This window comes from Kitasatospora sp. NPDC001527 (genome assembly GCF_040298605.1).
Lineage (GTDB): Bacteria > Actinomycetota > Actinomycetes > Streptomycetales > Streptomycetaceae > Kitasatospora.
The window spans coordinates 18,077-44,996 of sequence record NZ_JBEPAM010000009.1 but is presented as its reverse complement, the minus strand read 5'-3'; the positions used below and the strand labels follow the sequence as shown (position 1 = coordinate 44,996).

Below are 26,920 nucleotides of genomic sequence, written 5' to 3'. Positions count from 1 at the left end.
CCACCGGACACCGGCGCCCCGCCGGCAGAACCCGACGTCGACGAAGGAGAGGACACCGTGCGGATAGCGGTCACCGGGGGATGCGGATTCATCGGCTCACACGTCGTCGACCGGCTGCTCGCCGCCGGGCACGAGGTGCTCGCGGTGGACACCACCGACAAGTACCTCAACCCCGACGCCGACCACGCCCGGATCGACATCCTCGACCTGCCGGCGCTCACCGGCGCCCTGGACGGTTGCGAGGTGGTCTTCCACCTGGCCGCGCAGGCCGACGTCGAACGGGTCGCCGCCGACCCGGTCGGCGCCGTGCGGGCCAACATCGACGGCACCGAGACCGTCCTGGAGGCGGCCCGCCGCAACGACCTCAGCCGTACCGTGCTGGCCAGCACGGTCTGGGTGTACGGCGCCGCCCTCACCGAGGCCTCGCTGGACGGCGAGGAGCAGGAGCTGGACGAGCACGTGCCGATCGAGCTGGAGCACAGCGGGCACCTGTACGTCGCCACCAAACTGGCCGCGGAGATGCTCGTGCACAGCTACCGCCAGCTGTACGGACGGCACTTCACCATCCTGCGGTACGGCATCCCGTACGGGCCGCGGATGCGCGACGAGCTGGTGGTCGCCCGCTTCGTGCAGGCCGCGCTCGCCGGACGCCCGATCACCATCGCGGGCGACGGCCGGCAGAGCCGCAACTTCGTCTACGTCGAGGACCTCGCCGACGCCCACGTGCGGGCCCTCTCCCCCAGCGCCGAGGACCAGACCTTCGCCCTGGAGGGCTCCACCGCCGTCTCCGTGCGGGACATCGCCGACACCGTCGACGAACTGCTCGGGCCGGTCACCATCGAGCACATCGAGGCGCGCACCGCCGACTACGCCGGGCGCCGGATCTCCGCCGCGCAGGCCAAGCGGCTGCTGGGCTGGTCGCCGCGGACCCACTTCGCCGAGGGCGTGCGGCGGTACGCGGACTGGTACCGGGCGGAGGCCGCCCCCCGGCCGGGCGCCTGAGCCGGGAGGGGGCGCGACCGTGCCGCACGCGCTGCTGGTCTCCGGCTCGCTCGGCCAGGGCCACGACGTGATGGCCCGGGCCTGCGCGGACTCCCTGGAGGACCTCGGCTGGACGACCGGCACGGTCGACGCGATGGCCCTGCTCGGGCAGCGCGCCGGCACCGCCGGGGAGGCGGTGTTCCGGCGGCTGATCGGCCTGCCCGGCGTCTACGACGCCTTCCACTTCTCGGCGCTGCGCCCCGGCGCGCGGATCGCGCTGCTCGCCGACGCGGCGGCGCGGCGGCGGCTGGTGCCGGCGCTGCGGGCGCTGATCGTGCGGCAGCGGCCGGAGCTGGTGGTGTCGGTGTTCGCCACGGCCACGTCGGCCGTCAACCGCCTGCGGGGCACGTCCCGGCCCTTTCGGCACCTGGTCCTGTGCACGGACGTCACGCCGCACCGGCTCTGGGTGCAGGAGGAGACCGACCTGTTCCTGGTCACCTCGGAGGTCGCCGCGTGCGGCGTACGGCGGTACCGGCCGGACGCGCCGGTGGCCGTCCTCCCGGCACCACTGCGTGCCCCTTTCTACCGCCCGCCCCCGCGCGCCGAGGCGCGGGCGGAGCTGGGTGTGCCGGCGGACGCGCGGTGCGTGCTGCTGATGTCCGGTGCCTGGGGCCTCGGCCCGCTCGCCCGGACCGCCGCCGAACTCGCCGACGCCGGCCCGCACGTCCTCGCGGTGGCGGGCAGCAACGCCGAACTGGAACACCGCCTCCGACGTGCCGCCACCCGTCGGCCACGACTCCACCCCTACGGCTGGACCGACCGGGTCCCCGCCCTGATGGCCGCCGCGGACCTGGTCGTGACCAGCTCCGGCGACACCTGCAGCGAGGCCCGCGCCCTCGGCCGCCGCCTGCTGCTCCTGGACGTCGTCCAGGGCCACGGCCGCGACAACCTCCAGCACGAACTCGAACTCGGCCACGCCGACGTCGTCTCCGCCCGCCCCGCCGAAGTCGTCCGCTCCGCCCTCGCCGCCCTCACCCGCCCCGCCCCCACCCCCTCCCCCAGCGCCACCCCGGAAGGCTGGCGCACCGGCTTCACGGCGGCCCTGGAGAGCGTCGGCCTGGCCTGAGACCGTCATCGCCCCGATCCGCGTACACCCGGTGACGTGGCAGGCAACCCTGGCCAACCATCCACTTCCCCTCCGAGCAGGCCGCGCTGAAGGTGCTCTACCTCGCGGTCCGAGAACAGATCAACCCGAAAGCACGCGACGTCAACCACGTCGCCGCACACTGGAAGGAGGCACTGAACCAGTTCTCACTGTTCTTCGAGGACCGGCTCAGCATTCGATAGCCCCTACGGCTTACACGAAGTCACTGACACGCCCGTGCTGTCTACGACGGCCAGCGACGTCTCGGCCCCGCGCTCGGCGGGGATGGTTCTGCGGTCTGTGGGTGCGTCGGTTTCCTCAGGTGCTCGGTCCCGTGCGGGGGTGCTTGGGGGATGCCGTGGTCGCGGAGGGGGCCGAGGGTGAGGTTGTGGGTGTGGCAGTGGGTGGCGATGAGGGGGAGGGCGGCGAGGGTGGCGCGCCAGGAGTCGGGGGCCGAGGTGCAGTCGGAGTCGTGGAGGAGGAGGGTGGCGCCGCCGGTGAGGGTGGGGCGGGCGGCGGCGTAGACGGAGGGGCCGGTGGCGGTGGGGAGCCAGTCGCGGCCCCAGGCGCTCCACAGGACGGGGCGCAGGCGGAGGCGGTGGGCGGCCAGGGCGAGGCCGGCGGTGAGGACGCCGTAGGGGGGCCGGTACCAGAGCGGGCGGGTGCCGGTGAGGGCGGTGACGGCTTCGGTGGTGCGGTGGAGTTCGCGCAGGTCACGGGTGGGGGCCGGACGGTACTGGCGGCGGTGGTGCCAGCCGTGGACGGCCACCTCGTGGCCCCGGGCGACCAGTTCGCGGCCGAGGTCCGGGGCGCGTTCGAGCATGCTGCCGAGCAGGAAGAAGGTGGCCCGGACGCCCAGCGCGTCGAGGGCGTCGAGGATCGGCGGGGTGCCGCGCGGGTCGGGTCCGTCGTCGAAGGTGAGCGCGACATGCCCCGGGTCGCCGTAGCCCGCGGTGCGGCGGGCGAGGTGACGGCGGACGGGCGGCAGGCGGACGGCGGCCGGGGCGAGGTGGAGCAGTTCCACGGCGGCCACGGTGCCGAGGAGCGGGCCTGCCCTCACCCGAAGCGGGACGCCATCCGCCGGAACAGGCCCGGCGCGGCGCCGTGGAGGCGGGCCGGGTAGCCCAGCCAGTGCGGGACGAAGACCCGGTCGCGGTCGGTGGTGAGCACGCCGTGGACGATGGCGGCCACCTCCTGCGCGGAGACGGGACGGGGGCGTTCGCGCTGGTAGTCGGTGCCGCGGGTGGCGAAGAACGGGGTTCGGACCGCGCCCGGCAGGATCAGCCGGACGCCGACGCCGGTGCCGCGCAGCTCGTACCAGAGGCTCTCGGCGAACATCGTCAGTCCGGCCTTGGTCGCCGCGTAGGCGGCCTCGTCGCGGACGCCGACCTGGCCGGCCATCGAGCCGAGCAGGACGATCCGGCCCCGGCGGCGCTCCAGCATGCCCGGCAGGAGCAGGCGGGTGAGCCGCAGCGGGGCGGCGAGGTTGACCTCCAGCATCCGGTCCAGGGTGTCGGCGGGGGTCCGGACGAAGGGGCCGCGCCAGCCGAGACCGGCGCCGGCGACCAGCGCGTCCACCCGGCCGGCCGCCGCGAGGGCGGCCTCGGCGAGCCGCTGGGCGCCGTCGGGCTTGGCGAGGTCGGCGGGCAGCGGGCGGCCGCCGGTGCGGGCGGCGACCGCGTCGAGCCGGGACTGGTCGGTGCCGGAGAGCAGCAGCCGCCAGCCGGCCGAGGCGAGCGTGTCGGCGGTGGCCGCGCCGATGCCCGAGGAGGCACCGGTCACCAGGGCGACCGGCGGGTCCTCGGCGGGGCGCCGCCGGGCCCGGCGGGAGGGCGGATGGTCGTCGTCCGTCGTCATGGCACCTGCCGCTCTGTCCGCGCCTAGCCGTCCGATTTGTCCGGCAAGTCACCTTCGCACGGCAAGGCCGTTCGAGCGAGCGGGGTGGGGCCGGACCGGGGCGGTGGGTGGACCCCGGCGGCGCCGGCCACGGGGCCCAGTTCGGCCTCCACCTCGCCGAAGCGGGAGAGCACGAAGGTGCCGCCGACCGCCACCGCGAAGCCGGCCAGTGCGCACCAGGCGTAGCCGGGGCGGGCGGCGTCGCCGAGCGCGAGCACCCCGACCAGCGCCGGGCCGAAGGTCTCCGAGACCGTGCCGGCGGCGGTCGCGGCCGTCACCGTGCCGCGCTGCAGGGCGAGCGCGTACGCGAGGTAGCCGCCGAGGCCGCCGAGGGCCAGTCCGTAGGCCGCCGGATCGGTGAACACGTCGAGCGGGCGTGCGAAGTCGAAGACCCGGACGGCGAGGCTGGTGACGCCGAAGCCGACGCCCGCCAGCAGACCGAGGCCGACGGCCGCCGCGGTGCCGGTGCGGCGGGCGAGCAGGAGGGTGAGCAGCAGCATCAGCACGGTCGCGGCCAGCAGCGCCCAGTGGAACGCGGGCGGCGCGTGGTCGCGGCCCGCCTCGCCGGAGCCGAACGCCAGCAGGGTGAGGCCGAGCACCACGGCACCGATGCCGAGCAGGTCGGTGCGGTGCAGCCGGGCGCCGAGCAGGCGGGCGGCGGCGAGCGCGGTGACGGCGAGGCTGGCGTTGGTGACGGCCTGGACCAGGAAAAGCGGTAGGGTGCGCAGGGCCACGATGCTCAGTGCGAAGCCGGCGATGTCCAGGCCGGTGCCGAGCAGGAACCGCCAGGAGCGCAGCAGCGCCGCCAGCAGGCCGACCCGCACCCGGTCGGCGTGCGGGGCCTCGCGCGCGCCGCCCGCCTGGAACACCGAGCCGAAGCCGAAGCAGACGGTGGCGACCAGGGCGGTGGTGAGTCCGAGCAGCATGGCCCTCCCGGCATCGGGGGCGCCCCCGGAAGCCGGGGGTCACCCCCAGTGTCGGCCGGGTGCGGCCGTCCCGCAGCGGGGGCTACTCCCAGAGCCCGGAGCAGCTGTAGGCGTTCGTCGAGCGCTCCGGTCCGGACTTGATGTGGATCCTGGTGATGTGCCCGTGGCAGATGCTGCCGTCAGGGGCGACCTCCAGCAGCCGCGCGTCGACGAGGAGGCGGTTGACCTCCTGCCCGTCGGCCTTGCTGATGCGCTCCAGGAACGCTCGCGGCCCCTTGTGGAACTCGGCCCAGTCCTCCTCGGTGAACTCGACGTCCCAGATCTCGACCTCGTGCTCCTCCTCCTGGTACTTCGGCGTGAACCTGACCATGATCGATCACCCCGCAATCGTGAACGCCCCCGTACGTCCAGGCTTCCGCCCGCGGACGCTCCCGGCAACTGCGGTCACCCTCGGTCACCACGGGGCGGGCGGGAGGCGGCGGGTCGGCGCGCGGGCGGAGGGCCGGCGACGGCGGCGAAGACGCCGTTGGCCACGGGGAGCGCGATCATCAGGACGACCGCGGCGCTCATACCGCCCCCGCGCTCGCCCGGCAGCCACTGGTCGGTCGCCGCCATGGCGGCGACCGTCAGCACGAGGAGCACGGCCGCGCCGGCCTGCACCCCGCGGCGGCGGTTCGGCGGGCCCTTGCGGAAGTAGTCGGCGGCGACTCCACCGGCGCCCATGGCACAGACCACCCAGGGAATGTCCTCGACCCGGTCGTGGTCCCCCAGCACCAGCCACGCCACCAGGGCGACCAGGCCGACGATCAACGCGGTCCCGATCTCGGCCACGATCGTCGCCTTCACCACGTCCCGGACGTGCATGCCCCGCTCCCCCCGGCTCTCCCCGGAGGGAGCGTACCCAATCGCGGTCAGCCGACCCTGCCGGAGCCCTCGGCGAGGACGGGGAGGGCGGGAAGGGGGAGCGGGACGCCCGGGGTGTCGCCCGGGTGGAGGTGGAGGGTGTAGTGGTGCGGGGCCATGGCGGTCTCGCGGCCCCGGAGGGCGGCGATGACCGCGCGGTGGGCCGCGGCGGGGGTGAGGCCGGAGTCGGGGGTGGCGACGCGGGCGGCGAGGGCGCCCTCGGTGCGGATGAGGTCGACGGCCGCGGCGGCGGGGCCGAGGGCGTCGGTGAGCAGGGCGCGGACGGCGTCGAGGTCGATCCAGTCGGCGCCGACGCGGTGCCAGTCGCCCCTGCGGGTGACCGGGCGCAGCCCGCTGAGGGCGCCGATCCCGGCGAGCGGCAGGGGCCGGTCGGCGGCGGCCGCCAGGACGGCGGGCACGGCGCGGGCGAAGCGCTCGGTGTCGGCGCGGTCGAGCACCTGGGGGCAGGCGAGCAGCGCGAACTCCAGGCTGCCGGTGGTGCGCAGGAGGTTGAGCATCAGCCGCACCGGCACCGGCTGGTCGGGCAGCCACCGCAGCTCGGGGTCGGCGGTGGGCGCGGGGCGGGCGTCGGACATCGCCTCGGGGACGGCGAGGCTGAGGTCGTTGACGACGACCTGGCGGGCGAAGCGGGCGCCGCGCCGCTCGGCGACGTCCTCGATGAGCCGCCAGACCTTGTCGGCGTTCAGGGTGCTGTGCCAGTAGCCGGTGAAGGAGGCGGACTTGGTCCGGCCGATCAGCTCGTCGAGGTCGCCGGCCGCGGTGTCGAGGGCGATCAGCGCGTCCTGGGCGAGGGTGCCGACGTGGTCGGCGAGCACCGCGCGCTGGCGGTTGGCGGACAGCGCCGAGATCACCAGGTCGGCGCGGTCGGCGCGGTGCGCGGTGAGGGCGGCGAAGACGGCGAGCAGGACGACCGAGGGGCTGGCCGTGGTGCGGCGACAGACCGCCGCGAGGTCGGCGGCGGCGGTGCGCGAGCGGACCAGCACCGCGGCGAGTCCGTCCGGCGGTCCGGTGAGGGCGTCGGTGGCGAAGACGGTCGAGGGGCCGGTGGTGAGGATCGCCTCCCAGTGCTTGAGGGCGGCCGCGGTCTTGCGCCGGCCCTGGGTGCTCTGTTCGTGGGCGGCCACCTGGAGCGGGGTGCGGGAGGTGATGGGCGGCAGCGGCCGGCCGGTGGCGAGGGCCAGCCAGTCCTGGATGAGCAGGGTGACGGCGGCGCCGTCGACGCCCGCGTGGCAGGCCGTCACGACCAGGCGGCGCAGCAGCCGTCCATCGGTCAGGAAGGTGAAGCGCAGCCGCGGGGCGGTGGCCAGGTCGATCGGCAGGGCGACGTCGGCGCGCCCGACCTCCTCGGCCAGGGCGTCGAGTTCGGCGTCCGTCCGGCCCCCGGCGGGGATCACGGTGACGGTGAACTCGCCTTCGGGGAGCACCTCCTGGCGCTCGGGGAAGCCGTCGGCGGCGCCGGGCGGGAAGGCGGTGCGCAGCGACTCGTGGCGTTCCACCAGGGCGCGCAGCGCGTCCAGGGCGTGGGCCTGGGTGGTGCCGTCGGGGACCGGCCAGGCGGACGCCTGGTTGATCTGTTCGGGCCGGTCGCGCCGGATGCAGCGGATCATGTTGTCCTGGCCGAGGGTGAGCGGGCCGGAGCCGCTGCTCGCGCCGCCGTACCGGACGGCGATCCGCCCGTCCTGCTCTGCCACGTCGTACGTCACGTCGTCCGTGCCCTTCGGCTCGACTGTTTGCGGCGGGGATGCGGTCGGGACGCTAGCAGTGCGTCGAGCCACTGGTCCAGACCAGAAATCCGGGATGCCGAAAGGGGCCTGACGCTTCGTCAACCATCTGACATGGCAAGGCCATCGGGCATCGTCCAGGTGCGGACGCGGGCCTCGAACGGGCGGCCGCCGACCGCCGCCAGGGCGGCACGGAACGGCCGGGGGGCGGGCACGTCGTCGACCCGGCACGGGCCCGGTCCGAGGGCGCCGGGGTCGGCGAGCAGCACCGGGGCCGGACCGGCCAGCGGCAGGCCGAAGCCCTGGACGAGCCGGCCGCCGTACGCCTTGACACAGGCCTCGCGGCGGCACCACAGCTCGGTGAAGCGCTCGGCGGGCGCCGGGTCGGCGGCGACCAGGGCCGCCTCGGCCGCGGGAAAGTAGCGCCGGGCCAGGCGCAGGGCGCTGCGGGCGTCGCGGACCTCCTCGACGTCGACGCCGACGGGCCGCCCCCGCGCGAGGGCGACGGCGGCGAGCGTGCCGGAGGCGGACTGGTTCACGGCGAGCCCGTCGATCTCCGGCTTGCCGTGCGGCCCGCGACGCCAGGTGAGCCGGGCCGGGTCGCGGCCGAGCCGGGCGCCGGCGAGCAGCCGGACGGCGCCGTGGGCGACGGTGAACCGCCGCCCGAAGCGCGGGTCCGGCCCGTCGGCGCGGGCCCGTTCGGCCGGGTCGAGCAGTGCGCACAGGGCGCGGACCACCGGCTCGGGCTGGTCGGTGGGGATCAGCCAGACGTCGATGCGGTCGACGCCCTCGGCGGCCTCCTCGCCCTCGCCCGCCCCAGCCCCGGTCCCGGCCTCGCGGCCGTTGCTCACGGCTTCGGACCGGCGCGCAGGGTCAGGGTGGAGAGCACGCCGAGCCGCGGGTCGAGGTCGGCGAGCAGCACCGGCCGCCGTTCGGCCCGCCAGGCCGGCAGGTGCGCGGCGAGCGCGGACCAGAGCCCGGTGAACGGCTGGCCGGCGGGGACGCGGACGGCGTCCAGACCGGGCACCTCCAGGGCGGCGGAGAGGAGCACGGCGGCCCCCTCCCCCAGGTCCTTCGCCTCCCGGCGCACCTGTTCGGCGGCGGACCCGGCGTCCGCCCCGCCGCCCTGGCGGACGGTCAGCTCCTCGCCCGGAACCAGCTCGCAGACCAGTACGACCGCGCAGTGCCGCTCGGGCAGGGCGACCGGCGCGGCCGCCTCGTAGTGCAGCGCGGTCTGCTCGGCGAGGACGACGACCGCGCGGTGGGCGACGCCGGTGCGCTGGTACGCGGTGGCGGCGCGCAGCGCGGCGAACGCCCCGGCGGTGCCCTGGTCGCAGAGCGCGAGCGCGAGGGGTGCGCCCGGGCAGGAGCGGCTGAGGGCGAGCGAGGTGGGCGCGCCGGGCCGGACGTCGGGCGAGTCGAAGGCCTGGACGAGCACGTCCGCTGGTTCGTCCGGGCCGAGCGCCTCGGTGAGCAGGTCGGCGGCCAGCTCCTCGTAGGCGTGTCCGGCACCCTCGGCCAGCAGGTCCTCGCGCAGCGGCAGGCCGTAGGGGCGGACCAGGTCGGAGACGAAGACCCGCAGGTCGGGATCGAGGGAGAGCTCGGAGCGGCCGTCGGTGTACCGCGTCAGCACCCGGGTGAGGCCCGGCGCGACGGGCACCGCTCAGTCCTCGGCGATGACGTGCGAGGCGACGTACTCGGCCAGGCTGGTGACCGAGCGCAGGTCGTCCTCGGTGATCTGCTCGACGTCGACCTGGATGTCGAGGGCCTCCTCGACCTCCAGGATCAGTTCGATGGTGCCGGCCGAGGTGAGGCCGAGGTCGTCGAAGAGGCAGGCGTTCTCGGGGATCTCGGGGAGGTCCCGCTTGAGGACGCGCGGCAGCAGCTCGCCGAGGCTGTGCAGGACCCGGCCGCGCAGCTCGGTGTCGGTGGTCTGGACCACTTGGTCGGACATGGGTGGGACCGTCCCGTCGTGCGTGGTGGAGTGGGGGCGGGCCGCCGGGGAACCGGCGCCCGGAAGGGAGTGGCTGACGGATCGTCAGTGCTCGACGACCATGGCGGAGAAGGTCGCTCCGATGCCTGCGGCGGCGATCAGGTAGCGCTCGCCGCGGCCGAGCAGCCCCCGCGTGGTGGCGGTGTGCAGGTTGATGAGGCTGTCCGCTGCGAAACTGTGCCCCACCGCAGGCACGTTGTCCAGCACCACCTTCCCGATCGGGAAGCCGATCCGGCGCGCGATCATCCGCCAGGAGGCCTGGTTGACGTTGTGCGGAAGCAGCAGCGCGAGGTCGGAGAGGTCCAGACCGGCCTGCTGGAGGGCGGCCTCGATCGCCTCCACCATCACCGCCGGGTACTCGCGCTGGTAGCGGGCGAGCAGTTCCGGGTCCTCGGCCAGCCGGCCGTCGAACTCGGGGCGCTGGCGCACCGCGTAGGACAGCACGCGGTCCCGCTCGCCGTCGGCGCTGACCAGGCAGGCGGCCGCGCCCTCGGCGAAGATGCCGGTCTCCGGCACCACCTGGGCGTCCTTGGTGAAGGTCTTCTCCCCGGCGAGCACCAGGGCCAGCGCCTCCCGGTCGGGTTCTCCGGCGAGCAGGCGGCCGGCCAGGTCGACGGCCAGCAGGCCGACCGCGCAGGCGTGGTGGGTGACGGTGAAGGCCTGGGCGTGGCCGAGGCCGTATCGGTGGAGCAGGTCGTGCAGCGGGTTGAGCGGGTAGGGCACCGCCACCGGCATGCTGCGCGCGTGGACGACGAAACGGACGTGCCGTTCGCGTCCGCGCAGCTCCGGAAGGGCGTCGACGGCGGATTCGAGCAGGTCGGGCAGCTTCCCGTCCGGATCCAGTCGCAGCTGGTCCAGGCCGTGGAAGCGGCGGAAGAGACGGAGTTGACGTGGGGTCAGGCCGATGCGCTCGCCCACTGCCTCAATGGGCAGGGTCTGTTGGGGGAGGTGAACGGCCACTGCCTCCAGTGCGGTCACGCGGGCTAGTATTCCCACGCCCGACGGGTCCGCACAAGTGATCTCGGGCGGTTGCGGCACACCGACCGCACATCCCACCCACGGAACGCGCACGTCTCGTGCCGCCGCCCTCCCGCCCCGCGTCGTCGAGCCGGTGGAGTCCCAGATGACCGATCGTGAACCTCCCGTCGCCGTGCCGCCGGTCCGTCCGGCGCTGGTGTCCCTGCTGGCCGACGTGGCGCAGGCCCCACCCAGCTGGGCCGCGCGGGTGACCCCGCGGGCCCGGCTGGACGGGGACCTGCTGCTCGACGAGACCGAACTCGCCGCGCTGCACGAGGGCCTGCGCCACGCCTTCGGCCCCTCGGTGGACCTGGCCGCGCTGCGGGCCGGGCTCGACCTGGCCGCGCTGGAGGCGCTGACCGTCGCCGACGTCGAGCGGCTGCTGCCCGCGGAGGACGCCCGATGAGCCGCTTCCTGATGGTGGTGCCGCCGCTGACCGGCCACGTCAACCCGACCGTGGGCCTGGCCCGGGAGCTGGTCGCGCGCGGCCACGAGGTGGCCTGGACCGGCACCGAGACGGCACTGCGGCCGCTGCTCGGGCCGGACGCGCGGGTCTTCGGCACCGGCACCCGGGCGTTCCGGGCGCAGGGCGGACACGGGCTGGCCGCCGTCCGCTCGCTCTGGGAGGGGTTCATCGTCCCGTACGCGCGGTTCACCGTGAAGGCGCTGGACGCGGCGGTGCGCGAGTACCGCCCGGACGCGCTGCTGGTGGACCAGCACACGCCGGCCGGGGCGCTGGTGGCGCACCGGCACCGGCTGCCCTGGGGCACCCTGGCGCCGGGCGCGATGGAGCTGGGGCGGCCGTTCCGGGCCCTGCCGCTGGTGGAGCAGTGGATGACCGACCTGCTGCGGGGCCTGTGGCGGCGGGCCGGGCTGCCCGAGGAGGAGTACACCGACCCGCGGTTCTCCCCCGCGCTGGTGCTCGCCTTCACCGGTCCGGCGCTCACCGGTCCGCCGCCCGCCGACGCGGAGCCGGCCGGGGCCGGGGCGCTGCCGACGCGGTACGCCCCGGTGGGGCCGGTGCTGGCGGACCGGCCCGCCGATCCGGCCTTCCCCTGGGAGCGGCTGCGGCCGGACCGCCGGCGGGTGCTGGTCACCATGGGCACCCTCTCCGGCGAGCTGGGCGCCGACTTCCTGGCCCGGGCGGCGCGGGCGCTGGAGCTGTGCGGGCCCAAGGTGCAGGCCGTGTTCGCGGCGCCGGGCGAGCTGCTGCCCGCGCCCTCCGGCCTGCCCGCGGACGCGGTGGCGGTGGACCGGGCGCCGGTGCTGGAGCTGATGCGGCGCGGGGCGCTGGACGCGGTGCTGTGCCACGGCGGGATGAACACCGTCGGCGAGGCGCTGGCGCACGGGCTGCCGCTGGTGACGGCGCCGATCCGGCACGACCAGCCGTTCGTGGCCGCGCGGGTCGCGGCCGCCGGGGCCGGGCTGCGGGTGCCGTTCGCCCGGGTGACGCCCGATCACCTCGGCACGGCGCTGCGCAGCGTGCTGGAGGAGCCCGGATACCGGGCGGCGGCGGCCCGGGTCGGGGCCGGACTGCTCGCCGGCGGCGGGGCCGTGACGGCCGCCGACCGGGTGGAGGCACTGGTCGCGGAGGGTGCCCGCCCGGCCGTCCCATCGGCCAATCCATTGGTCTAGGCCATTGTTTCCGGGGCGCCGCAGACTCTAGGGTGGCCCGCAGCACCACTTCCCAGGTGCCCCGCGCGCCGCCTTCCCGGCGCCCCGGCAACCCATCCCCGCACGGGAGTTCTGGTTGATCGAGACCAAGGGGCTGAGAAAGTCCTACCCTTCCAAGAAACGCGGCCAGCCACCCGTGGACGCCGTCCGAGGCATCGACCTGGACGTCGAGCCCGGTGAGATCTTCGGCTTCCTCGGCCCCAACGGCGCCGGGAAGACGACGACCCTGCGGATGCTCGCGACCCTGATCCGCCCCGACGGCGGCGAGGCCCGGATCGCCGGCGCCGACCTGTTCGCCGACCCGGCCGAGGTGCGCCGCAGGATCGGCTACGTCGCCCAGGGCGGCGGCACCACCGACACCGTCACCGCCCGCGAGGAACTCGTGATGCAGGCGCGGATGCACGGCAAGAGCAAGGCCGAGGCGCTGAGCCGCGCCGAGGACGCGCTCGGGGCGTTCGAACTCACCGAGTTCGGCGACCGGCCGTGCCGCACCTACTCCGGCGGCCAGCGCCGCCGGCTCGACATCGCGCTCGGCGTCATCCACTCGCCGAAGGTGCTGTTCCTCGACGAGCCCACGGTCGGCCTCGACCCGGCCAGCCGCGGCCACGTCTGGTCCGAGATCCGGCGGCTGCGCGACGAGGGCATGACCGTCATCGTCACCACCCACTACCTCGACGAGGCCGACGCGCTCTGCGACCGGGTCTCCATCGTCGACCACGGCGGCATCGTCGCCGAGGGCACGCCCGAGACCCTCAAACGCGAGATATCCGGCGACGTCGTGCTCATCGGCCTCGGCGCCGGCGAGGCCGAACGGGCCGCCAAGGCGCTGCGCGAGCAGCCCGGTCCGCCGGTCCTCCACCGCCTGGAGCTGAGCGGCGAGGACGGCGTGCGGCTCTACCTGGACGACGGCGCCGCCGCAATCCCGCGCCTGCTGCGCGCCCTGGACGGAGCCGGCGTCGTCACCGGCACCGTGCAGCTGCAGCGGCCCAGCCTGGACGACGTCTTCCTGGCCCGCACCGGCCGCTCCATCGGGCAGTCCTGACCGCACCTCCGGAACCCCGAGGAGGGGCCCATGAAGCTCGCCCGCGACACCTGGCTGGTCTTCCAGCGCCAGTTGCTGCTGATGTGGCGGACACCGATCTGGATCGCCGTCGGGGTGATCCAGCCGATCTTCTACCTGCTGCTCTTCGCACCGCTGCTCAAGCGGGTGCTGGAGCCGATGGGAGCGCACAGCTACGCCGAGGCCTACCAGATCTACGTGCCCGGCCTGCTGGCCGTGCTGTGCATCTTCGGCGGCCTGTACACCGGCTTCAGCCTGCTCGGCGAGCTGCGGGCCGGGATCATCGAGCGGGCCCGGGTCACCCCGGTCAGCCGGCTCGCCCTGCTGCTCGGCCGGGCGCTGCGCGAGACGGTGGCGCTGCTCGTCCAGGCGGTGATCATCACCATCATCGCGCTGCCGTTCGGCCTGCGGGTCGGCCCGCTGGACCTGCTGCTGGCCTTCCTGCTGATGGGCCTGCTCGCGATGATGACCTCGGCGATCTCCTACGGGATCGCCCTGGTGCTCCCGGCCGACGAGGCGATGGCGCCGGTGGTGAACACCATCGCGCAGCCGATCGCGCTGCTCTCGGGGGTGCTGCTGCCGCTGGCGCTGGCGCCGATGTGGCTCCAGTCGATGGCCAAGTGGAACCCCTTCTACTGGGCGGTGGAGGGCATGCGCGCGCTGTTCTCGGGCCACGTCGGGGACAGCGTGGTCTGGCAGGGCCTGCTGGTGGTCGTGCTGATGACGGCGGCGGCGGTGTACTGGTCGGCCCGGCTGTTCTCGACCCGGGTGCGCTGAGCCCGGGCGGCCGACGCGGCGTCACCGCGGGCGGCGCGGTGAAAGGTTGGTTGTCGTGCCGGCGAAGGCGGTGGCCGCCAGGCCCCCGGCCAGGGCCATCGCGGCCAAGCCGCCCGTCAAGGCCGCCGAAGCGGCCCCGCAGGCGGCCGACGGCCGCTGACGGCGGCGCCACCGGCCGGTACGGACGGGCGAACGGCGGCGCCTCCCGGGAGCGGGAGGCGCCGCCGTTCGCCGTTGTTCCGGCCGCGGCCCGTCAGGGCGCCGCCGCCCGGGCGGTCTCGGCCCGCACGAAGTCCGCGAGCCGGGCGACACCGGCCGCGATCGTCCCGGGCGTCAGCGAGCTGATGGACAGCCGCAGCCGGTGCTCCCCGCCGCCGGCCGGGTAGAACGGCGCCATCGGCGTCCAGAGCACGCCGCACTCCCGCGCGCAGCGCTCCATCGCGTCGTCGTCGGCCGCGAAGGCGACCGTGAGCACCGCGAAGAAGCCGCCCTCCGGCACGTTCCAGGACAGGCCCAGGCGCTCCCGTTCGGCGGCCGGGAAGCACCGCTCCAGCTCGGCCAGCAGGGCGTCCATGCCGGCCGCGTAGTGGGCCGTGGCGGGGGCGTTGGCGGCCCGCAGCCGACAGTCGTGGGTGAGCAGCATGCCGCCGATCACGGCCTGGCTGAGGGCCGGCGTGTTGACCGTCGTCATGCTCTTCAGCTTGGCCAGCTCGTCGGCCAGCAGGCCGCGCCGCCCGCCGGGGCCGGTCACCTCCTGGTCGGCGACCACGTAGCCGAGCCGGGCGCCCGGGAAGCAGGTCTTCGCGAAGGAACCCAGGTAGACGACCCGCCGGTGGCGGTCCAGCGCCTTGAGGGTGGGCCGCCCGCCGGGCCGCCCGCCCGATTCCCGGGCGAAGAAGCCGTACGGGTTGTCCTCGATGACCAGCAGGTCCTCCTCGGCGGCCGTCGCCAGCAGCCGGGCGCGGGCCGGGACCGGCATCGAGGTGCCGGACGGGTTGGCGAAGTCCGGCACCACGTAGAGGGCGCGCGGGCGGCGCCCGGCGGCGCGGACCTCGCGGGCGGCGGCCCGCACGGCCTCCGGGTCCGGCCCGCCCTCCGGGCCCTCGGGGACCGGCACGGTGGTCAGGTCGAGCAGCCGGGCGGCGCCGGTGACGCCGACGTAGCAGGGCGAGCTGACCAGCAGCACGTCGTCCGGGCCGGCGCACAGCGCGCGCAGCGTCAGCAGCATGCCCTCCTGGGCGCCGACGGTCAGCACCAGCGCCTCGGGGGCCACGACGAGGTCCTCGTCGTGGAACAGGGTGCGGGCGACCAGGTCGTTGATGACGCCCTTGGTCGGCCCGTACTGGAACAGGGTGGTGCGGATCGCGTCGCGGTCCAGGCCGGTCGCGGCCAGGTGGTCGAGGTAGGCGTCCAGGTAGGCGGGGACGTCCTCGGGTTCGAAGAAGCCCTCGTAGGGGCGGCCGGGGGCGAAGGAGATCGCCCGCGGGTAGCGGGTGGTGACCTCGTTGAGGAAGGTCATCGCGTCCAGCAGCGGGTCCGCGAGGGAGCCGTGCAGCTCGGCGAGCGGCAGCGTGACCGCCCCGGCCGGCGACGGGGGGAGGCCGGGGGCCGCCGCGGCGGCGGGGGCCGTCACGCGAGGGCCTCGCGCAGGCGCGCGGCCGCGTACGCCTGGGACTCGGCGGCGCCGTCCAGGGTGCCGGTCATGGCGAAGAACCCGTGCGGCATGCCCGCCCAGCGGCGCAGCTCCACGGGGACGCCCGCCGCGCGCAGCGCCTCGGCGTACTGCTCGCCCTCGTCGCGCAGCGGGTCGTACTCGGCGGTGATGACGGTGGCGGGCGGCAGCCCGGCCAGGCTCGGGGCGCGCAGCGGGGAGGCGTGCGGGTGGGCGCCGTCGGCCGGGTCGGCCAGGTAGTGGCCCCAGTACCAGGCGACCGAGCGGCGGTTGAACAGCGCCGGGTCGTCGTGCTCGCGCGAAGAGGGCGTGTCGGCGCGGGCGTCGGTGTTGGGGTAGACGAGCAGCTGGTGGCGCAGCGCCGGGCCGCCCTCGTCGCGGGCGATCAGGGCGAGCACGGCGGCGAGGTTGCCGCCCGCGCTGTCGCCGGCCACGGCCAGCCGCCCGGCGTCCAGGCCGAGTTCCTCCGCGTGCCCGGCCAGCCAGCGGGCGGCGGCGGCGCAGTCCTGGACGGCGGCCGGGAACGGGTGCTCGGGGGCGAGGCGGTAGCCGACGGAGGCGGTGGCGCAGCCGACCGCGTTGGTGAGCGCGCGGCAGATCGCGTCGCTGGTGTCGGGCGAGCCGAGGGTCCAGCCACCGCCGAACAGGTAGAGCAGGACGGGCAGCGGGCGGCCGTCGGCGGGCGGCCCGGGCCGGTAGAGGCGCAGGGCGAGTTCGCCGCCGGGGCCGGGCAGGCGGTGCTCCTCGACGGCGGCGACCGGTTCGGGGGTGCCCGCGGCGGCGCGGATCTCGGCGAGGTCGGCGGCGCGGGCCTCGGCCACGGTGAGGCTGTAGAGCGGGGCGGTGCCGGCGCTCGCGCGGCGGTCGCGCAGCGCCTGGGCCTGGGGGTGCAGGGGCATCGGGGTTTCCTCTGGACGGGGCCGGACGAGGGCGTGTCCGACGATTCGCGACCGGCGGGAATCGTCGGACACGCTCTAGCGGTCGGCCTCGACGTAGACGGTCTCGTCGGTTCGGAAGGCGGTGTCCAGGTCGGCGACGTCGGAGCGGACTCCCTCGCGGTAGGCGCAGTGCCGGATCCGCCCGGCCTCGAAGCCGGCCCGGGTGAGGACGTGCCGCAGCTCGTCGAGGTCGTAGATCCACTGGTGACCGTAGTACCGGAAGATCTGGTTGACCAGGAAGGCGGGGCGCTGCGGCATCGGCGGGCCGAAGCCCATGGTGGTCAGGCGCCGGCGGTGCTTGGCGAGGAAGCCGTCGCCGGTGGCGTAGCCGACCAGGTAGCGGGCCAGGTCGGGGGTGGTGAGGCGCAGCACGCCGCCCGGGCGCAGCACCCGGCGGACCTCGCGCAGCCAGCCGACCGCGACGGGCATGGTGACGTGCTCGATGAGGTGCTCGGCGTAGACCCAGTCGACGCAGGCGTCGGCGAAGGGCAGCGGCTCGGCGATGTCGAGCTGGGTGAACCAGCGGTCGCCGTCGACCCGGTAGAGGGTGCCGGGCTCGGTCGTCGCGTCGGGGCTGCGCAGGGCGGTGAGGTCGGTGCCGAGGCCGGCCGGGTGGGCGGTCCGGAAGGCCGCGAACTCCAGGCCGGTGACGCCGATTTCGGTGAGGCCCCGGTGGTCCTTCGGGAGTCCGCCGACGGCGGCCTCCAGGGTCCGGCAGGTGGCGACGTCGGCGCTGAACCGGTCGAGCTGCTCGGCGAGGCCGTCGGGGTCGTCCCAGTCCCAGCCGGGGAAGGCGTCCTGTCTGCTCATGGGTGTCGTTCTCTCGCTCGTTCCGTAGGAGGGGTGGTGGTGCGCGCGAAGGGTCAGCCGGGCCAGGGCGCGAGGGCGGTGCGGTCCAGGTCGGCGACCGTGGGCCGGCCCAACAGGGCCATGGTGTGCTCCAGTTCGTCGCGCAGCAGGTCGAGGACGGCGCCGACGCCGGCCTCGCCGCCGGTGGCCAGGCCCCAGAACGCCGGGCGGCCGACCAGTACGGCGCGGGCGCCGAGGGCGAGGGCGACGGCGATGTCCGCCCCGCCGCGCACGCCGCCGTCGAGCAGCGCCGGGAGGTGCGGCGGCAGGGCGTCGACGACCTCGGGGAGGGCGGCCAGGGCGGGCAGCGCGCCGTCGAGCTGGCGGCCGCCGTGGTTGGAGACGACGACCGCGTCGACGCCGTGGTCGGCGGCGCGCCGGGCGTCCTCGGCGGTCAGCACGCCCTTGAGGACCAGCGGCAGCCGGGTGCGTTCCCGCAGCCATGTGAGGTCGGCCCAGGTCAGTGTGGGGTCGAACTGCTCCCTGGCGTGCTCGGCGATGCCCGAACTGCCCTTTCCGGCACGGTGGGTGGTGGCCATCAGGGCAGGGTCGAGGTTCACCGCGCGGATCTCCGGGGGGACGGCGAAGCCGTTGCGCAGGTCGCGCATCCGGCGGCCGATCCGGGGCGCGTCGACGGTGAGCAGCAGGGCGGCGAAGCCGGCCGCCTCGGCGCGTTCCACCAGGGCGGCGAGCGCGTCGCGGCGGCGCAGCCAGTACAGCTGGAGCCAGAGCGGGCCGGTCGCGGCGGCGGCGATCTCCTCCAGGGTGCGGCTGGCGAAGATGCCGGCGACCAGGAGGGCGCCCGCCTTCCCGGCCGCCCGGGCGGTCACCGTTTCGCCGTCCGGATGGACCAGCCGGTGGTAGGCCATCGGGGCAATTCCGACCGGCAGTTGCAGGGTGGTGCCGAGCAGATCGACGGCCGGCTCGCAGACGGAGACGTCGACGAGTACGCGGGGGCGGAAGGCATAGCGTCCGAACAATTCCCGGTTGGCCGCCAGGGTGCGTTCCGATCCACTGCCGCCTTCGATGAAGTCCCAGATTTCCGGGGGGAGTTGCTCGCGCGCGGCGCGTTCGATCCCGGCCAGTGTGCGTGGTGCCACAGGCATCCTCGTTCCCGGACCGGCCACGTTCGGACCGGCCCACGGATCGGCAGCGTAGGAGGTCTGCACCACATTGGTATAGACCTTGATTTGACCAATCGTCTGTGCAATGGTCTGGCAACGGAATTGGGCGTATTGCTGCTGATGGCAGCTGAACATCGCTCTAGTGTCCATGACAAATCTCCTCACTGTGTGGAGTGGCGTTGACCGGCTTTTCCCCTTCTTCACCGCCGCCCGCCTCACCCCCGCATGCCGATGCTCCCGCCGACTGGGTCGACCGGGTGCTGCTGGCCGGCCCCGGGGGTGAGGAGTGCCTGCGTTTCGGCACGCCCGTCGACCGCGACGCCCTGCGCGCGCTGGTCGCCGAGCAGGCCGAACGGCTGGCCTCGGCCGGCCTCGGCCCCGGCGGGACCGTCGCACTGCGGCTGCCGCCCTCCCTGGGCTTCGTCGCCGTGCTCCTGGCCGCCTGGCAACTGCGGGCGCAGGTGGCGCTGCTGGACCACCGACTGACCGACCACGAGGTCGAGGCGGCGATCGGCCGGCTGGCCCCGCAGGTGCTGGTCGGCTCGGCCTCGCGGCCCGCGGCCGCGGCGCTGCGCGGCTACTCGCTGGTCGACCCGGTCGCCGTCCGGCTGCCCGCCGGCCGGCCCGCCGGGACCGGCCACGCGCTGGTCCAGCTCAGCTCGGGCTCGACCGGCCCGGCCAAGGTGATCGCGCGCACCGCGAGCGACCTGATCCGCGAACTCGACTGCTACCGCAGGCTCGCGGCGTTCCCCGGCGAGGGCGAGCGGGTGGTCCTGCTCTCCTCGGTGGTGCACGTGCTCGGCCTGGTCGGCGGGCTGCTCAACAGCCTGCACGCGCGCGCCCCGCTCACCGTCCCGGACCGGATGACGGCGGCGGGCATCCTCGCCTCGGTCGCCGCCGACGGCCGGCCGACCACCGTGATCGGGGTGCCGTTCCACGCCGAGCTGCTGGCCGGCGCCACCGATCCACCGGAACTGCCGCAGCTGCGCCGGATGGTGGTGGCCGGCGAACTCGTCCGCCCGGGCCTGCCCGCCGCGTTCACCGCGCGCTACGGCGTCCCGCTCGGCACCATGTACGGGATGACCGAGACCGGGGTGATCGCCACCGACCTGGACGGCACCCTGCACCCGGCCAAGCAACCCGTGCACGGCATGGAGCTGCGGCGGGTCGGCGGCGAACTCCAGCTGCGCACCCCCGCCTCGCCCTACCCCGGGCTCGACGACCCGACCCGCTGGGCGGACGGCTGGCTGCACACCCGCGACGCCGCCGTCCTCGACCCGGCGACCGGCCGGGTCACCATCCTCGGCCGCCGGGACTCTCAGGTCTCGATCGGCGGCCTCAAGGTCGACCTCACCGAGGTCGAGCAGACCCTGGCCGCGCTCCCGCACGTCAGGGAGGCCGTCGTGGTCTTCGACGACGGCGCCATCGAGGCCTACCTCTCGGCCGAGGACGGCGCCGACCGGGCACTCGTCCGGGACGGCCTCGCCGAGCAGCTCGCCGCCTACAAGCGGCCGCGCCGGCTGGCCTTCCTCCCGCAGCTCCCCCGCACCGCCACCGGGAAGCTGCTGCGCGACCCGGCCGCCCTGCGCGCCGCCGCCGGCTGACCCCGCCGCGCCGCGATCCGGCGCGCCCGGCCGCGCACCGTTCAGCCTCCCGGCCCCGGCCGCACCCGGCCCGAGCCGCGCGCGGCGCCCCGGACGGCCACCGGAGACTTCCCCAACGGGCACATGCCATATGCCCGTTGGGGCCACCACCGACACACCGCAGGACCGCCTTCCCTTCCCCGACGACCCCGGGCGCCGCTCGCGCCCGGGCCCAAGGAGCCCACCATGCAGGACCGCATCCGCGTGTTCGTCCTCGCCGCCCTGACCGAGATGCAGTACGACGTCTCCGAGGTCACCGGCGACACCGACCTCGGCCCGGCCGGCCTGGACCTGGAGTCGCTCGCCCTCGCCGACCTCTCGGTCCAGGTGGAGGACGAGTTCGGGGTCAAGTTCGACCTGGACGAGATGGAGACCACCGCGCTGATGACGCTCGACGAGTTCACCGCCGACGTCGCCAAGCGGGTCGCCGCCGCCACCGTCACCACGGGCAGCCCGGCGTGACCGACCTCGCCCGCCCCGACCGGGCCGAGGTCCTGGCCATGCTCGCGGCGTTCGGGCAGCGCGCCCCGGAGGATGTCCCCGAGGAGCTCGGTTCGCTCGAACTCACGTGGCTGATCGCCGAGTTCGAGCAGCGCTACGGCATCGAACCGGACCTCGACGACGACGCCTTCGAGGCCGTCCGGACGGTCGACGACGCCGTCGCGGTGTTCCGCGCGGCCGTGCTCGCGGCCGGCGGCGCAGCCGTCACCGGCGCGACCGCCGTCCACGACGCCACCGCGGGGGCCGCACGGCCATGAACCGCCACGCCCCGCCCGCCGTGCGGCCCGTGGTGACCGGCGTCGGCGTGCTCAGCGCGGCCGGCGACGGCCCCGCCGCGCTCACCGAGGCCGTCGTCCACGGCAAGACCGCGTTCACCGCGGTCACCCGGTTCGACGTCTCGGCGCGCCGCACCGTCCGGGCCGCGCTGCTGCCCGAGCCGCGCCCGCTGGCCGACGCCGTGCTGGCGGCGGCCGGTCAGGCCTGCCGCGGGGCCGGCCTGACCCCGGCCGCGCCCGACGCCGGCCCGCCCGTGCTGCTCGCCCTGCACAGCGACCTGCGCACCCGGGCCACCGTCGCCGCGGTCGCCACCGGGGCCGCGGCGGGCTGGGGCAGCCCCGGGGTGACCCGCGCCTACACCGGCGCCTGCGTCGCGGCCGCCACCGCCGTCGCCGACGCCGCCGCGCTGGTCGCCGCCGGCCGCCACCCCCGGGTCCTGGTCGCCGCCGGCCACCTGGTCGAGCCGGGCGTGTTCGCCGCCTTCGACGCCGGCCGGGCGCTCGCCCGCGACGGCGAGCTGCGCCCGTTCAGCGCCGGCCGCAGCGGCACCCTGCTCGGCGACGCGGCCGCCGCCGTCCTGGTCGAGGCCGAGCCGGAGGCCGCGCGGCGTGGCGCGCCCGTGCTGGCCCGGCTGGCCGGCTGGGGCCGGGCCGGCGACGCCCACCACGTCTGCCGCCCCGAACCCGAGGGCCACGGCGTGACACGGGCCGTCCGCGCCGCGCTGGGGCGGGCCGGGATCGCCCCGGAGGAGGTCGGCTACGTCAACGCCAACGGCACCGGCTCGACGCTCTCCGACCTCGCGGAGGCCATGGCGCTGCACCGGGTCTTCGGCGCGCACACCGCGCGGCTGCCGGTCAGCTCCAGCAAGGCCGTCCACGGGCACGCCCTGGAGGCCTCGGCACTGCTCGAACTCGTCGTCACCGTCGGGGCGTTGACCGACGGCCTGCTGCCGGTCAACGCCGGCTGGCTGGGCCCGGACCCGGAGATCGGCCTGGACCTCGTGCTGGACGGCCCGCGTGCCGCCCGGCCGCGCTACGCGCTCACCCTCAACTCCGCCTTCGGCGGCGCCAACACCGCACTCCTGGTGGCCGCCCGATGACGACGCTGCGCATCCTCGCCGAGGCCGCCTGGCCCGACCCCGACGCCGAACGGCGCGAGCCGCTCCCCCCGCTGCCCGGCTTCGCCGCCTCCTCCTTCAACCCCCTGGTGGCCGAGACCGCCGAACGCTGCCTGCGCGCCCGGCACGGCACGGCCCCGGCTCCCGGCCGGACCGCGCTGCTGCTGGCCAGCGCGAGCGGCGACCGCGCCACCGCCCGCGCCATCGAGGAGGCCGCCGCCGATCCCGGACGGCGGATGCCCCCGCTGCTGTTCTTCCAGTCCAACCCGAACGCCGTCCTCGGCCACATCGCCGCCCGCTGGGGCCTGACCGGCCCGGTGGTGGCGATCAGCCCGGCCCAGGCCCCGCCACCCGGGCGGGTCCCGCAGGACGCGCTCGACCTGGCGGAACTGCTGCTCGCGGACGGCGACGCCGAGCAGGTCCTCGTCATCGCCGCGGAGCAGGGCGAGCAGGGCGAGGACTCCGCGGCGGCCGAGGGCCCGGAGCACACCGACCGGGCGGTGGCCCTGCTGGTCGCCGCCGTCTGACCCACCCACCCGAACCGACCCCGAACCGACCCCGAACCGACCCCCGGCCCGTCCCCCTGCGCACCACCCGGCGCGAGCGGTCCCCCACCCGCCGCGTCCCGCCGCAGCACGCCCGCACGCCCCGCACGCCCGCACCCCGGGAGGGATCCACCCCGTGAGCATCCGCAGTATCCGCACCCTGCTGGCCGACGATCCGGCCGTCGGCGCCGGAAACGTCCTCACCAGCCGCCTCGCCCTCGGCCTCGGTCTCGACGAGCCGCTGCTGACCTTCGACACCCCGGTGGACGACCACGCCGCCTGGCAGCCGTTCACCCTCGTCGAGCTGGACCGCGCCGTCCGCGCCAGGGCCGCCGCCCTGCACGCCCTGGGCATCGGCCGGCGCGACCCGGTGGTGGTGTACGCGAGCGACGCCGCCGACCACGTGCTCGCCTTCCTCGCCCTGGCCCGGCTCGGTGCCATCCCCGCGCTGCTCAACCCCCACCTGGACGGCGAGCGGGCCGCCCGCTACATCGCCAAGCTCGGCCCGGTCGGCGTCCTCGCCGACGCGCCGCACCTGGCCGCGCTGGCCGGCCACGAGACCGGCGCCCCCGCCCTGCCGGAGATCGCCACCCTCGCCTCCGGCGACCCGGAGGCCGCCCCGGAGCCCTACCGGCACTGGGCCGGCGACCCGGTGGCGATCACCCACTCCTCCGGCACCACCGGCCTGCCCAAGGCCGTGGTCCACTCGCACGCGAGCCTCTACGCGGCGATCCGCCACCGCGCCCGGCTGCCGCGCCCGCAGGGCCAGGAGCGGATGCTCAGTGCCCTGCCCGCCCCGCACGCCGCCACCCTGATCGCGGTCAACCTCGCGCTCGCCTCGCACACCCGACTCGCCCTGCTGTCCAGCCAGTCCGGCGCCGGCGTGCTGGACGCCATCGAGCAGTGGCGCCCCAGCGGAGTGGTCGGCTTCGCCGCCACCTGGGCCGACCTCGCCCACCACGACCTGAACGCCCGGCGGTTGGACTCGGTCGCGCTGTGGTGGAACACCGGCGACTGCGCCCACGAGGTGCACATCCGCCGCCTGGTCGCCACCGGCAGCCGCGAGTCGGTGACCCGCGAGGGCCGCACCCGGGTCCCCGGCTCGCTGTTCGTGGACGGCCTCGGCTCCACCGAGATGGGCCACTCGCACTTCTTCATCACCCACGGCCCGGACACCGAGCGCTACGGCCGCTGCGTCGGGCGCCCGCACACCTTCGTCGACTGCGAACTGGTCGGCCCGGACGGCGAACCGCTCGGCCCCGGCGAGGTCGGCGAACTCGCCACCACCTCACCGACGCTGGCCCTCGGCTACTGGAACGACTCGGCGACCACCTACCGCACCCGGCTGCGCGGGCGCTTCCTCACCGGCGACCTGATGTACCGGGACGAGGAGGGCTACTACTACCACGTCGACCGGGCCGTCGACTCGGTCGAACTCGACGACGGCACAAGGCTGTTCACCGCGATGTCGGAGGAGCGGGTGCTGGCCGCCTGCCCCGACGTGCTGGACTGCACGGTGGTCGCGGTGCGCGACGGCGAGCGCGTGGTCACCGACGTCCTGCTGGTGCTGACCGCCGGGGCCGACCCGGCCGCCGACCGCACCAAGGCCGTCACCGCCGCGCTGGACGAGGCCGCCGCGGCCACCGTCCGCCAGGTCGTCGTGGTGGGCGGGGACGACATCCCGGTCGGCCCCACCGGCAAGGTCCGCAAGGTCCTGCTGCGCCGGCGCTACCTGGACTCCGTCGCCGCGGCCCCGGCGGCCGCCCGATGACCGCCCGCCGCCCGGGCGCCGTGGTCACCGGCATCGGCCTGGTCACCCCGCTCGGCCGCAAGCCCGCCGAGGTCTTCGACGCGCTCACCGCCGGCCGCTCCGGCATCCGCGCGCTGCCCGAGGGCCACGCCGCCCACGGCTGGCTGAGCGCGGCCGGCCTCGCCCCGGCGGTGGACGGCCGCGAGGTGCTGCCGCCCACCGAGACCCGCTGCGTGGACCGCTTCGTGCTGCTCGCCCTGGCCGCCGCGGACGACGCGCTCGCCGACGCCGGCCTGGTGGTCGGCCAGGACGCCGACCCGCACCGCACCGCCGTGGTGCTGGCCACCGGCGGCGGCGGACTGGAGACCTTCGAGCAGCAGTCCCACCGCCGGCTCGACCGCGGCCGGCCCGGCGTCAGCCCGTACCTGCTGCCCGGCATGCTCTCCAACATGGCCACCGCCCGGATCGCCATCAAGCACGGCATCCGCGGCTTCAGCACCGCCATCGTGACGGCCTGCGCGGCCGGCGCCCAGGCCGTCGCCGAGGGGCTGCGGCTGATCCGCTCCGGCGACGCCGACGTGGTGGTGTGCGGCGGCACCGAGTCCTCGCTGCACCCGACGATCGCCGCCGCGTTCACCAACGCCCGCGCGCTGTCCTCCGGTTGGGAGGACCCCGGGCAGGCCAGCCGGCCCTTCGACCGCCGCCGCAACGGCTTCGTGCTGGGCGAGGGCAGCGCCGTCCTGGTGCTGGAGAGCCCCGAGCACGCCGCCGCCCGCGGCGCCGCCGGCTACGCCGACCTCACCGGCTGGGGCGCCTCCACCGACGCCCACCACCCGACCATGCCGCGTCCCGACGGCGCGGGCGCCGCCGACGCGATGCGCGCCGCGCTCGCCAACGCGGGCCTCGCGCCCTCCGACATCGGCTACGTCAACGCGCACGGCACCGGCACCAAGCTCGGCGACGTCGCCGAGAGCGCCGCGCTGAACACCGTCTTCGGCACCCACCGCCCCGCGGTCAGCTCCACCAAGGGCGCCACCGGTCATCTCCTGGGCGCGGCAGGCGCGCTGGAGGCGGCGGTCACCGCACTCGCGGTGGCCCGGGGGACGCTGCCGCCGACCGTCAACCTCGACGAGCCGGACCCGGCCTGCGACCTGGACCACGTCCGGGGCGCCGCCCGCGCCGTCCCGCTCACCGCCGCCCTGAGCAACGCCTTCGCCTTCGGCGGGCACAACCTCAGCCTGGTCTTCGAGCCCGCCTCCACCCCGTCCGTCCGCTGACGCCGCCCGGCGCCAGCGCGGCGCGGACACCCGTGCCAGGCCACTCGTCAACTCGCGATCCCCCGGGGAGATCCCGTTGTCCATCCAGTCCATCGCCCACGTCGAGTACCACTGCGCCGACGCCGACACCGCGGCGGCCGAACTCTGCGCCGACTACGGCTTCGCGCTCGCGGCGCCCGAACCCGATCAGCTCGCCGCGGCCGAGTCCGCGAACGCCCGCACCGTCCTGGTGCGGCAGGGCGGCATCCGCTTCCTGCTGCGCTCCGCCGCCGACCCGGAGCACCCGGTGGCCCGCTACGCCGCCCGGCACGGCGAGGGCGTCGCCGCCCTCGCGCTCTCCTGCCCGGACCCGCAGGCCGCCCTGGACCGCGCCGAGCGGCACGGCGCCCGGGTGCTGGACCGGGCCGGCGGGCTGGTGGCCGGCTTCGGCGACACCGCCCTGCGGTTCGTCCCCGAGGCGCCGGCCACTTCCGAGCCCGAGCCGGCCGGCTCGCCGCGGCTGCTGGACGCCCTCGACCACGCCGCGATCTGCCTGCCGGCCGGCGAGCTGGCGGACGCCGTGAAGTTCTGCGAGGCCGCGCTCGGCATGCACCGCATCTTCGGCGAGTACATCGAGGTCGGCGAGCAGGCGATGGACTCCAGCGTGGTGCAGAGCGCCTCCGGCGAGGTCACCTTCACCCTCATCGAGCCCGACACCACCCGCCGCCCCGGCCAGATCGACACCTTCCTCGCCGACCACGAGGGCGCCGGCGTCCAGCACCTGGCGTTCCGCACCGGCGACATCGCCACCGCCGTACGCACCATCCGCGACCGGGGCGTGGCGTTCCTGACCACCCCCGGCACCTACTACGACGCGCTCGCCGAGCGGCTCGGCGGCACCGCCATCCCGGTGAAGACGCTGCGCGAGCTGGACGTGCTGGTCGACCAGGACCACGGCGGGCAGCTGTTCCAGATCTTCGCCCGCTCCACCCACCCCCGCCGGACGTACTTCGTGGAACTGATCGAGCGCCAGGGCGCCGGCACCTTCGGCACCGCCAACATCAAGGCCCTCTACGAGGCCGTCGAGCGCCAGCGCGCCGCCGCCTCGGTCTGAGCCCGCCGCCCGACGTCCGTCC

The 26,920-nt window shown here is 75.8% G+C and carries 28 protein-coding genes and 1 pseudogene; 15 read left to right on the top strand and 14 right to left on the bottom strand.

Annotation, left to right across the window (positions count from 1 at the left end; translation table 11 throughout):
• Window positions 1-57 precede the first annotated feature (57 nt).
• From ABT238_RS12135 to ABT238_RS38770, 3 genes and pseudogenes are all read left to right on the top strand, one after another.
• The gene (locus ABT238_RS12135; RefSeq protein WP_350562846.1) at window positions 58-1,002 is read left to right on the top strand and encodes an NAD-dependent epimerase/dehydratase family protein; all 945 of its coding nucleotides are present in this window, start codon (window positions 58-60) and stop codon (window positions 1,000-1,002) included.
• Between the two features lie 19 nt (window positions 1,003-1,021).
• The gene (locus ABT238_RS12130; protein WP_350756887.1) at window positions 1,022-2,107 is read left to right on the top strand and encodes an MGDG synthase family glycosyltransferase; all 1,086 of its coding nucleotides are present in this window, start codon (window positions 1,022-1,024) and stop codon (window positions 2,105-2,107) included.
• Window positions 2,108-2,162: 55 nt separating this feature from the next.
• A pseudogene (locus ABT238_RS38770) lies at window positions 2,163-2,328 on the top strand (IS256 family transposase); the annotation flags it as partial.
• A 41-nt stretch (window positions 2,329-2,369) separates the two neighbouring features.
• Here ABT238_RS38770 and ABT238_RS12125 read toward each other — a convergent pair.
• The 10 genes from ABT238_RS12125 to ABT238_RS12080 form a co-directional block, all read right to left on the bottom strand.
• A complete protein-coding gene (locus ABT238_RS12125) occupies window positions 2,370-3,158 on the bottom strand; it encodes a polysaccharide deacetylase family protein (RefSeq protein ID WP_502891421.1) in 789 nt (262 codons plus the stop codon).
• Window positions 3,159-3,181: 23 nt separating this feature from the next.
• Window positions 3,182-3,982 carry an SDR family NAD(P)-dependent oxidoreductase gene (locus tag ABT238_RS12120; RefSeq protein ID WP_350756878.1) on the bottom strand — a complete coding sequence of 267 codons (801 nt, stop codon included), beginning with the start codon at window positions 3,980-3,982 and terminating at the stop codon, window positions 3,182-3,184.
• A 23-nt stretch (window positions 3,983-4,005) separates the two neighbouring features.
• Entirely contained in the window at window positions 4,006-4,947 is a 942-nt protein-coding gene (locus ABT238_RS12115) for a hypothetical protein (protein WP_350562838.1), read from the bottom strand.
• An 82-nt stretch (window positions 4,948-5,029) separates the two neighbouring features.
• Window positions 5,030-5,317 (bottom strand): hypothetical protein, encoded by a 288-nt coding sequence (locus ABT238_RS12110; protein ID WP_350562836.1) that lies wholly within the window; start codon window positions 5,315-5,317, stop codon window positions 5,030-5,032.
• Window positions 5,318-5,391: 74 nt separating this feature from the next.
• The gene (locus tag ABT238_RS12105) at window positions 5,392-5,811 is read right to left on the bottom strand and encodes a hypothetical protein (protein ID WP_350562834.1); all 420 of its coding nucleotides are present in this window, start codon (window positions 5,809-5,811) and stop codon (window positions 5,392-5,394) included.
• Between the two features lie 47 nt (window positions 5,812-5,858).
• On the bottom strand, window positions 5,859-7,574 hold the full coding sequence (locus ABT238_RS12100; protein ID WP_350562832.1) for a condensation domain-containing protein: 1,716 nt from the start codon (window positions 7,572-7,574) through the stop codon (window positions 5,859-5,861).
• A gap of 119 nt (window positions 7,575-7,693) precedes the next feature.
• Window positions 7,694-8,443, bottom strand: a complete 750-nt coding sequence (locus ABT238_RS12095; RefSeq protein WP_350756875.1) for a 4'-phosphopantetheinyl transferase family protein — start codon at window positions 8,441-8,443, stop codon at window positions 7,694-7,696.
• Window positions 8,440-9,252 carry a hypothetical protein gene (locus ABT238_RS12090; protein WP_350562828.1) on the bottom strand — a complete coding sequence of 271 codons (813 nt, stop codon included), beginning with the start codon at window positions 9,250-9,252 and terminating at the stop codon, window positions 8,440-8,442. Before ABT238_RS12090 ends, ABT238_RS12095 begins: the two co-directional genes overlap by 4 nt.
• A 3-nt stretch (window positions 9,253-9,255) precedes the next feature.
• Entirely contained in the window at window positions 9,256-9,546 is a 291-nt protein-coding gene (locus ABT238_RS12085; RefSeq protein WP_350562826.1) for an acyl carrier protein, read from the bottom strand.
• Window positions 9,547-9,630: 84 nt separating this feature from the next.
• Complete coding sequence (locus ABT238_RS12080) at window positions 9,631-10,563, bottom strand: 3-oxoacyl-[acyl-carrier-protein] synthase III C-terminal domain-containing protein (RefSeq protein WP_350562824.1); 933 nt, start codon at window positions 10,561-10,563, stop codon at window positions 9,631-9,633.
• Window positions 10,564-10,708: 145 nt separating this feature from the next.
• Here ABT238_RS12080 and ABT238_RS12075 point away from each other — a divergent pair, with 145 nt between their 5' ends.
• From ABT238_RS12075 to ABT238_RS12060, 4 genes are all read left to right on the top strand, one after another.
• On the top strand, window positions 10,709-11,008 hold the full coding sequence (locus ABT238_RS12075; RefSeq protein ID WP_350756872.1) for a hypothetical protein: 300 nt from the start codon (window positions 10,709-10,711) through the stop codon (window positions 11,006-11,008).
• Window positions 11,005-12,237, top strand: a complete 1,233-nt coding sequence (locus ABT238_RS12070) for a nucleotide disphospho-sugar-binding domain-containing protein (protein WP_350756870.1) — start codon at window positions 11,005-11,007, stop codon at window positions 12,235-12,237. The genes ABT238_RS12075 and ABT238_RS12070 overlap by 4 nt, the downstream gene beginning before the upstream one ends.
• 115 nt (window positions 12,238-12,352) lie before the next feature.
• Window positions 12,353-13,318 (top strand): ATP-binding cassette domain-containing protein, encoded by a 966-nt coding sequence (locus ABT238_RS12065; RefSeq protein WP_350562818.1) that lies wholly within the window; start codon window positions 12,353-12,355, stop codon window positions 13,316-13,318.
• Between the two features lie 30 nt (window positions 13,319-13,348).
• On the top strand, window positions 13,349-14,113 hold the full coding sequence (locus ABT238_RS12060; protein WP_350756868.1) for an ABC transporter permease: 765 nt from the start codon (window positions 13,349-13,351) through the stop codon (window positions 14,111-14,113).
• 253 nt (window positions 14,114-14,366) lie between these two features.
• Here ABT238_RS12060 and ABT238_RS12055 read toward each other — a convergent pair whose 3' ends face one another.
• The 4 genes from ABT238_RS12055 to ABT238_RS12040 all read right to left on the bottom strand — a co-directional run bounded on the left by ABT238_RS12055 (window position 14,367) and on the right by ABT238_RS12040 (window position 18,678).
• Window positions 14,367-15,746, bottom strand: a complete 1,380-nt coding sequence (locus ABT238_RS12055) for an aminotransferase-like domain-containing protein (protein ID WP_350756865.1) — start codon at window positions 15,744-15,746, stop codon at window positions 14,367-14,369.
• Complete coding sequence (lipP1, locus tag ABT238_RS12050; protein WP_350571947.1) at window positions 15,743-16,684, bottom strand: LipP1 family hormone-sensitive lipase; 942 nt, start codon at window positions 16,682-16,684, stop codon at window positions 15,743-15,745. Before lipP1 ends, ABT238_RS12055 begins: the two co-directional genes overlap by 4 nt.
• Before the next feature lie 75 nt (window positions 16,685-16,759).
• Entirely contained in the window at window positions 16,760-17,533 is a 774-nt protein-coding gene (locus ABT238_RS12045; RefSeq protein WP_350756862.1) for a methyltransferase domain-containing protein, read from the bottom strand.
• A 53-nt stretch (window positions 17,534-17,586) separates the two neighbouring features.
• A complete protein-coding gene (locus ABT238_RS12040; protein WP_350756859.1) occupies window positions 17,587-18,678 on the bottom strand; it encodes an alpha-hydroxy acid oxidase in 1,092 nt (363 codons plus the stop codon).
• 191 nt (window positions 18,679-18,869) lie between these two features.
• On the opposite strand from ABT238_RS12040, the gene ABT238_RS12035 reads away from it, so the two are divergent.
• From ABT238_RS12035 to hppD, 8 genes are all read left to right on the top strand, one after another.
• Complete coding sequence (locus tag ABT238_RS12035; protein WP_502884406.1) at window positions 18,870-20,300, top strand: class I adenylate-forming enzyme family protein; 1,431 nt, start codon at window positions 18,870-18,872, stop codon at window positions 20,298-20,300.
• Window positions 20,301-20,525: 225 nt separating this feature from the next.
• Entirely contained in the window at window positions 20,526-20,801 is a 276-nt protein-coding gene (locus ABT238_RS12030) for a phosphopantetheine-binding protein (RefSeq protein WP_350571943.1), read from the top strand.
• Window positions 20,798-21,097, top strand: coding sequence for an acyl carrier protein (locus ABT238_RS12025; protein WP_350571942.1), 300 nt, complete (start codon window positions 20,798-20,800; stop codon window positions 21,095-21,097). Before ABT238_RS12030 ends, ABT238_RS12025 begins: the two co-directional genes overlap by 4 nt.
• Window positions 21,094-22,215: a beta-ketoacyl synthase N-terminal-like domain-containing protein gene (locus ABT238_RS12020; RefSeq protein WP_350756856.1), complete on the top strand. Its 1,122-nt coding sequence runs from the start codon at window positions 21,094-21,096 to the stop codon at window positions 22,213-22,215. The genes ABT238_RS12025 and ABT238_RS12020 overlap by 4 nt, the downstream gene beginning before the upstream one ends.
• A complete protein-coding gene (locus ABT238_RS12015; protein ID WP_350571940.1) occupies window positions 22,212-22,760 on the top strand; it encodes a hypothetical protein in 549 nt (182 codons plus the stop codon). The genes ABT238_RS12020 and ABT238_RS12015 overlap by 4 nt, the downstream gene beginning before the upstream one ends.
• A 154-nt stretch (window positions 22,761-22,914) precedes the next feature.
• Entirely contained in the window at window positions 22,915-24,549 is a 1,635-nt protein-coding gene (locus ABT238_RS12010; protein ID WP_350756853.1) for a class I adenylate-forming enzyme family protein, read from the top strand.
• Window positions 24,546-25,805, top strand: a complete 1,260-nt coding sequence (locus ABT238_RS12005) for a beta-ketoacyl-[acyl-carrier-protein] synthase family protein (RefSeq protein ID WP_350571938.1) — start codon at window positions 24,546-24,548, stop codon at window positions 25,803-25,805. The genes ABT238_RS12010 and ABT238_RS12005 overlap by 4 nt, the downstream gene beginning before the upstream one ends.
• Window positions 25,806-25,881: 76 nt before the next feature.
• Window positions 25,882-26,898: a 4-hydroxyphenylpyruvate dioxygenase gene (gene hppD, locus ABT238_RS12000; protein WP_350756851.1), complete on the top strand. Its 1,017-nt coding sequence runs from the start codon at window positions 25,882-25,884 to the stop codon at window positions 26,896-26,898.
• The last annotated feature ends 22 nt before the right edge of the window (window positions 26,899-26,920 follow it).